The sequence below is a fragment of the Streptomyces sp. NPDC059008 genome, assembly GCF_042749045.1.
Lineage (GTDB): Bacteria > Actinomycetota > Actinomycetes > Streptomycetales > Streptomycetaceae > Streptomyces.
In genome coordinates, this window is the sequence record NZ_JBHYJC010000011.1 from 217,088 (window position 1) to 223,836 (window position 6,749).

General features: G+C 70.6%; 8 protein-coding genes. 2 read left to right on the forward strand and 6 right to left on the reverse strand.

All coding sequences use genetic code 11. The annotated features are described in order from the left end of the window. The first annotated feature begins 7 nt into the window (after positions 1 to 7). Positions 8 to 802 carry an NAD(P)H-dependent oxidoreductase gene (locus ACFWZH_RS16840; protein WP_384430741.1) on the forward strand — a complete coding sequence of 265 codons (795 nt, stop codon included), beginning with the start codon at positions 8 to 10 and terminating at the stop codon, positions 800 to 802. Between the two features lie 62 nt (positions 803 to 864). Continuing rightward, positions 865 to 1,245, forward strand: a complete 381-nt coding sequence (locus ACFWZH_RS16845; protein WP_384430744.1) for a VOC family protein — start codon at positions 865 to 867, stop codon at positions 1,243 to 1,245. A 49-nt stretch (positions 1,246 to 1,294) separates the two neighbouring features. On the opposite strand, the gene ACFWZH_RS16850 is transcribed toward ACFWZH_RS16845, so the two are convergent. From ACFWZH_RS16850 to ACFWZH_RS16875, 6 genes are all read right to left on the reverse strand, one after another. Next, a complete protein-coding gene (locus ACFWZH_RS16850) occupies positions 1,295 to 1,711 on the reverse strand; it encodes a hypothetical protein (RefSeq protein WP_384430747.1) in 417 nt (138 codons plus the stop codon). 145 nt (positions 1,712 to 1,856) lie between these two features. Further along, on the reverse strand, positions 1,857 to 2,711 hold the full coding sequence (locus ACFWZH_RS16855; RefSeq protein WP_384430750.1) for an acyl-CoA-binding protein: 855 nt from the start codon (positions 2,709 to 2,711) through the stop codon (positions 1,857 to 1,859). Between the two features lie 197 nt (positions 2,712 to 2,908). Next, positions 2,909 to 3,907: a DUF1259 domain-containing protein gene (locus ACFWZH_RS16860; RefSeq protein ID WP_384430753.1), complete on the reverse strand. Its 999-nt coding sequence runs from the start codon at positions 3,905 to 3,907 to the stop codon at positions 2,909 to 2,911. A 219-nt stretch (positions 3,908 to 4,126) separates the two neighbouring features. Beyond that, positions 4,127 to 4,837, reverse strand: a complete 711-nt coding sequence (locus ACFWZH_RS16865; protein WP_384430756.1) for a TetR/AcrR family transcriptional regulator — start codon at positions 4,835 to 4,837, stop codon at positions 4,127 to 4,129. Continuing rightward, positions 4,834 to 5,517: a DUF4166 domain-containing protein gene (locus ACFWZH_RS16870; protein ID WP_384430759.1), complete on the reverse strand. Its 684-nt coding sequence runs from the start codon at positions 5,515 to 5,517 to the stop codon at positions 4,834 to 4,836. The genes ACFWZH_RS16865 and ACFWZH_RS16870 overlap by 4 nt, the downstream gene beginning before the upstream one ends. Then, positions 5,514 to 6,254 (reverse strand): hypothetical protein, encoded by a 741-nt coding sequence (locus tag ACFWZH_RS16875; protein ID WP_384430762.1) that lies wholly within the window; start codon positions 6,252 to 6,254, stop codon positions 5,514 to 5,516. The genes ACFWZH_RS16870 and ACFWZH_RS16875 overlap by 4 nt, the downstream gene beginning before the upstream one ends. Positions 6,255 to 6,749 lie beyond the last annotated feature (495 nt).

Here is a 6,749-nt window from a genome sequence, read left to right on the forward strand (position 1 = left end):
TAGCGGCATGACCGAAGCAATACCGCAGCAGCGCAAGAAGGTCCTCGTCGTCAGCGCCCACCCGGAACCCCGTTCGCTCAACGCCGCGCTGACCGCCTTCGCGGTCGAGCACCTGCGGGCAGCGGGCCACGAAGTGCGGCTGTCCGACCTCTACGCGATGAAGTGGAAGGCGGCGATCGACGCCGACGACTTCCCCGACCACGGCGCGGACCACCGGCTGGACGTGCTGGCCGCCCATGAAAAGGCCACGCTGGCCGGTCGGCTGTCGCCCGACATCGCGGCCGAGCAGGAGAAGGTGCGCTGGTCGGACGCGGTGATCCTGCAGTTCCCGATGTGGTGGTTCTCCGTGCCCGCGCTCCTCAAGGGCTGGATCGACCGGGTGTTCACCAATGGGTTCGCGCACGGCCCGGCGGTTCCCCCGCCCTACAGCGAAGGCGCCCTGGGGGGACGGCGGGCGCTGGTGTCGGTGACGATCGGCGCCCGTGAGTCGGCGTTCTCCGACCGGGGCATCCACGGGCGGCTGTCGGACGTCCTCCACCCGGTGCAGCACGGCCTGTTCTGGTTCACGGGCATGACGCCGCTCGATCCGTTCGCCGTGTACGGCACCGTCGACCTGCCGGAGGAACGGTTCGAGGCGGCGAAGCGGGAGTACGGCCAACGGCTCGACGGGCTCTTCACCGACGATCCGGTCCCGTTCCGCTCACTCGTCGGCGGCGACTACGACCATGAGATGCGGCTGCTGCCGGATGTGGAGACGCCGGGTACGAGCGGGCTCGCCCTGCACATCCGCCCAACTGCCTGAGGACCGGGGGCTGCGGAAATTGCGCTGGACAGACTTCGCCTACCTGGCCGATAGTGCGCCGCATGGCCTCTGTTGTGCGACACCTCACCATCGACTGCTCCGACGCCTACCGCTTGGGGCAGTTCTGGGCCGCGGTCCTGGGCGGCTCTCTCGCTGAGGACGACTTCCCCGGCGACCCCGAGGCGGTGGTCACGGCACCCGGCTCGAACCTCCTGTTCATCACGGTCCCGGAAGCCAAGACCGTGAAGAACCGGCTGCATGTCGATCTGCAGCCGCAGGACCGTTCGCGCGACGAGGAAGTGGAGCGGATCCTCGCCCTGGGCGCGACCGTGGTCGGCGATCACCGCAACGCGGACGGGACGGGTTGGGTGACCATGGCCGATCCCGAGGGCAACGAGTTCTGTGTGGAACGCAGCGCGGCCGAGCGGGCACGGGCACAGTGAACTGCGAGGGGTGAACCGAGCCCCAAGTCCAGTCCGGGCTTGAAGCAGGCTAGGCGGCGCCGGGCAGGCCCAGAGCGACCAAGAGGGCTGCGGAGAGCTCTTCCGCGAACTGGGCCGACCCGGTGAGCGCCTGTCGAACGGCTTCCTCATCGGGCGTCAGCCCGGCAGCCGCCGCCCAGGCGAGCGCGCCGGCCACGGCGGGTTCGATCGGGAACTGCTCCAGGGGTATCTCGTAGTCCTCCGCCATATCGCGATTGAGCAGCCCCTCCCAGCCGCTGCCGTCCGGCAGGGCGGCCTCGATGAACCCCACGTCGCTGTCGAGGAAGGACACCGCGATGGCCGGTGTCCCCGTTCTCTGCACGAGGGTCGCCATGCTCCGCGGTCCGGCATCGGCGAAGTCGGTCACCTGCCAGCCGTCGGCCAACGCCTGCGCGTCGTCCATGTCCGTGAACCCGGCTGCCCGCATGAGCTGATGCAGTGCGCCGGTCGACCGCGTCGTCAATGATCCGCCTGAGTTTCCCATGGTCCGCAAGCTAGTGGATGCCTCTGACAATCCAGATGACAGCTCAGGTGACAGCCCAGGTGACAGCCCAGGTCGCAGCCCACGCGGCTCAGTTCTTCAGTGCGACGCCGGCCCAGAGGATGTAGTCGTGCTGGGCGCTCGCCTTGGAGCTGCCCTTGAGCTCGTACCAGCTCTGCCACAGCTTCTTGGCGTCGGGTTCCTCCGGGCACTCGCCTTGTACGTCCCCGATGGTGGCCTGCATGTACAGGCCGTGGAGCGCCGACTGGAAGCGGCCCGGGGTCGTGTGGAGCGCCGCCGCCTTGGCGTGCGTCTGCTCGAACTCGTCCTGCAGCGACATCTTGTGCCAGTTCTCCTGCGGATAGAGTTCGAAGGGTTTCCCGTTGTCGTTGATGACCGTGGTGCCCCGGTGTCCGGCACAGGTCCAGTCGAGTTCGAGTTGCCAGCAGACCTCCTCTCGGCGGGCGGAGGGCAGCAGGCAGAACTGCTCGACGTCCGTGGCGCTGATCGTGAAGGGGAAGTCGACGCCGTCCTCCGTGCTGCTCAGCCGTGGCGGGTCGGCGTCGAGGTCGACGGTGAAGCCACGAGGCCGCATTTGGAGGGCGTGGTATCCCTGGCGGAGCGGCCGGGGAAGCCGACGGGACAGCACCACGGGTCGCATCGCGCGCAACACCACCGCGCGGACGGGCCGTGCCTCCAGGGTAATCACGTGGCTCTCGCCGCTCTTCATGACGGCCGTCGGCGGATCGGCGTCCACCACCAGGCCGCCCAGGCTCGGCAGATCAACCGTGGCGATGATCGGGTCCTCGATGTCGCTGCGCTCATCGCGGGCAGCTGCTGCTCCGTGGACCTCCAGGCGGGCGATCTCCCCCGCCTGGATGATCGTGTGGTGGTGCCCGCCCTCGGCCCGGTTGTGCACACTGCCGGACCGGTCCTCGTTGCTCATGGCATCCCCCCGTCGGCGAACGTCCGCTGGTCGACCAACGTACTCGGCCGAGGACGGACGGGCACGGGGGCGACGGCTTCGGCCGAGGGCCGCTCATGACATGAGGCGAAGGGCGCAGGGGACCAGCCGCCGACGACCGACGGCCCAGGCGGCCGGGGCGCCCCGTCCCTACGCAGGCTGCAGTTGCCCGCGCCTGATCAGCCGGCCGGCGCCACGTTGGTCGCCGCCACCGCGGGGCGCAGGGCCCGGGCGATCCTGACGCCGTTGCCGACGAGCCAGAAGTGGACGAAGAACAGGCGGGGTTCGTCCGTCAAGCCGTGGTTGTGCAGCTCGACGAGCTCGGCGCCAGCCCGCCGCAGGGCCGCCAGGACGTCTTGGACCTCCTTGGCGATCATGGCGCAGTCCCCGCTGATCGCGGCGTGGCCGCCGCCCAGCGGCTGGAAGTTGAACGCGGTGGTCGATCCCAGCCCCGGGGGCAGTACCCGGCGGCCGTCGGTGACGGTCTCCCGGCGGACGAAGACGGACTTGTAGATGCCGTCGTCGATGGAGCCCCGCACGCCCAGCGTGGCATCGATGGTGGCGGTGTCCAGGTCGAGGGGCTGTGGTGGGGCGGACATCAGCGGGGGCGGTGTGCTGGTGCGGTCCAGCGCCGCCCGCACGCCGCGGGCCATGGACACCGGGTGGTGACCATGCGCGTGGACGTGCACCCACCAGATGTCGGGGCTCTGGGAGAGCAGGTGCTTGTGGATCGCGGTCAGCCCGAGCCCGTGCTCGGACAAGGCGTCGATGAAGGGCTGTAGTTCGGACTCGGTGACCACCAGGTCGCCCATCACCATCGTGCTCTTGTCGGCGTATCGGACGAAGGACACGTGCGAGCCGAGGGCCAGCGCTGGTTTGACGATGACGCCGTGGGAGCGTACGAGGAGGTCCCGGCGCGGGAAGGCCGTGTGGTACATCAGGTTGCGCTTCATATCGCCCGGTCGGCCCAGCGCGTTGGCCACGCCCTCCCAGCCCGATACGGCAGTGGGAACCGGTTTGACCAACCTGCCGCTCTTTCCCCCGGCCGTCCCACCAGCCATGGCCCGAGCGGGGGCCGTCGCCCCGGCCAGCATCGGAACCAGGGCGGCCGCGGCCAGCACGCGGCGCCGCGGCGCACCCGCGTGCGGGTAGTCGTCCTGCTGTCGGTCTCCAGCCATCACGTGAGCACCTCCATGCCGAGATGGAAGCACGGCGGACCGGCAGCAAGGCCGTCACCCACAGCGCTTGGGGCCACATGAGCTAAGTAACGTGAAGCCACATGGGCTAAGCGATCAGTCCCGGTTCCGGTGCGGGCGGAGCGACGTGGGCGTACGCGGTCGACGCCACGGCGCGGCGCGGCCGGAGCCGGGGCGGGGCACGGGTCCGGCCGGCACCGTTCAGGGCCGGGTGGTCGAGCGCAGGCGGTGGCGTACCACACGCTGGGCGAGCGGGCCGAGCTCGTCGAGGGCGGCGGCCAATACGGCGAGCTGTTCGAGCGCATCGAGGGCCAGCGTCGCACCGTGTGCGTCGACACCTTCATAGAGTTCGAGACCGACGAACGAGCCCGCCACGGCGCGGGCGAGTCCGGGGATGTCGGTGAACTCGGCGATCGGCGAGCCGTCCAGGACCCTGGCCAGGACCTTCTCGATCTCGTCGATCCACAGCTGCAGGCCGGCGGCGGTGGCGGGCGCGAGACGCGGCTGGGTCTGGGCGGCCGCCAGCAGCTGTCCCAGGAAGGCGACCTGGCCGGCCGCCCGTTCCTCGATGTGCATGTCGCGGCCGAACGTGAGGAGTTCCGCGAGGCTGCCGATCTCCGCCAGCCGGGCGCGGTAGCGCGCGACGCGCTGTTCGGCGCCGTGGCGGCAGGCGGCGGCGAGCAGTTCGTCGACCGAGCCGAAGTGATAGAAGACCAAGGCCTGGTTGACGCCGGCCGCCGCCGCGATGGAGCGGGCGGAGGTCTTGGCGATGCCCTGTTCGGCGAGCGTACGGAGCGCGCCTTCCAGCAGCTTCTCCTTGGTGTCCGCGGTCTTGGCGTTCGAGGCCGTGTCCGAGGTCTTGGCGTCCGCTGCCTTGGAGGTCGGGGTGCCTGCCGTGGTGTCCGGGCTCATGCTCGCGCCTCCTCGCGTACGGGACGCAGACCGGCGCGCACTCCGCACGCGTCCACGTCGGTGTATTCGGCGGTGAACGACCCCTCGTAGCCGAACAGCGGGCCGAAGTAGCGGTTGGTCACCCGGACCCGGATGCGGAAGCGGCCGGTGGAGTCGTCGAAGGACTCCCGCACCTCCGCTTCGCCGCCGATCAGTGCCGGGACGCGGAGGTCGAACGGCCCTTCGCGGAAGCGGTGTTCACCGGAGCGGATGAGGAGCGAGCCGTCCGGTTCGGCCGTGGGGTGCAGGTCGGTGGCGAGGTGCTGGTGGGTGCCGAGGTAGTCCAGGACGCAGTCGCGCTCGGGGCTGTGGACCATGGTGGCGTCGAAGCGGCGTGGCCCACCGGGCAGTGCGAACGTTCTGACGAAGGTGACGGTCTCGCGGCCGTAGGAGTCGGCGTAGGGGACGTTCTCGATGGTGAAGGGGACCTGGGTGCCGGTGCGCGGGACGAGGATGTTGCGGCTGGCGCCCAGTGCGAGAAACGGCCTGACGAAGGCGGGGCCGTGCCAGATCCGGTCCATCACGCCACGGCCGGTGCAGGCCTCGCCGCTTTCGAGCCCGACGGCGAAGCGCCGCCGCAGTTGGGGGTGGAGCCGGTTGAAGGCCCGCTCGCCCATGACGCGTTGGAAGATCGAGGTCATGCGTGCTCCAAGGTGGTGAGGAGGGCGGGCGCGGCGGTGGGCGCGGGTGGGGTGCGTCGGCAGCGGCGGGCCGCCGGGGTCCGGGGCGAGGGCGGCGCGAGGAGCGCGACGGCGGCGAGCGCGAGCGTGAGGTACGCGGCGGCGCTCATCGCCGGCACGTAGGAGGGGTGGACCGCCCACACCATCGCCGTGCAGACGACGGCCGTCGCCACGGCCAGGACGCGGGCCGTCAGGTCGGCGATCGCATAGCCGAGTGACCGGCCCGGACTGATGCCGCGCTCGCACCACAGCCGCAGCCGGTCGAAGGACCAGGCGGTCGCCCAGCCCATCAGCGGCCGGAACACGGTCCGGTCGGCGACGGCACCGAAGCGGCCCCAACGCGGCCGGTAGTCGTAGCCGGTGAGGAACCGCACGCCGTCGGCGGTGGGCACGTACCTCCAGTAGCCGCTGCCCTCGGCGAGGAGCGAGAGGCGCTGGGGTGAGGCGAATCGGAGGGCCGAGACACGCTCACCGCTGCTCCGGTGGCGCTCCCCCGCGGAGATGCCGGTGCCGGCGACGGTCAGGAAGGGCAGCACCCGGGTCGCGTACCGGAAGCGCTGGGGCTCGCCGGGCGCACGTGGCAGGTAGTCGATCTCCGTGAAGCGCAGGTCCCAGCGTTCGTGATGGGCGGGGACCTGGGTCCGCTCCCAGATCGTCTCGATGTCGGCGCGGATATGCGTTTCCACGTAGAGCCTCATGAACGCCCCGTCCTCACGAATCGGCCCACTCCTGGCGCACGGTCTTTTGAGCGACTGCTCAACGCGAAGGTAGCAGGCGTTTGAGCAGTCGCTCAAACATGGGTGACGCGGCGTCATGCGTCGGTCGGTCGAGGAGTCGTCGTTCCGGCGACGCGGTCGTCGTCCGGCGACGCACCCGCCCCGGGGAGGACAGGCATACCCCGCCCGGGGCCGATGCCGAGATCCTCGACTCCGTCACCCGGATGTTCGTCCGGCGCATCGCGCAGGCACAGCAGGGGGAAGCCGCCGACGGCGAAGGCGATCTGAGGCCGGGTTCGGCCCGCGACTGGGGCCTCTGCACCGGCTGCGCCAGTGGGCACCGGGTCACACCGTCGAGGCGCTGCTCGAGAACGGGCGTCCGGGCGGGTGGAGGGGTTCGTTCCGGACGGGTGGAGCGGTGCGTCCGGACGGGACGGCCTGCCATGCCGTCCCGTCCGGACGCGATCGGGTCCGTGC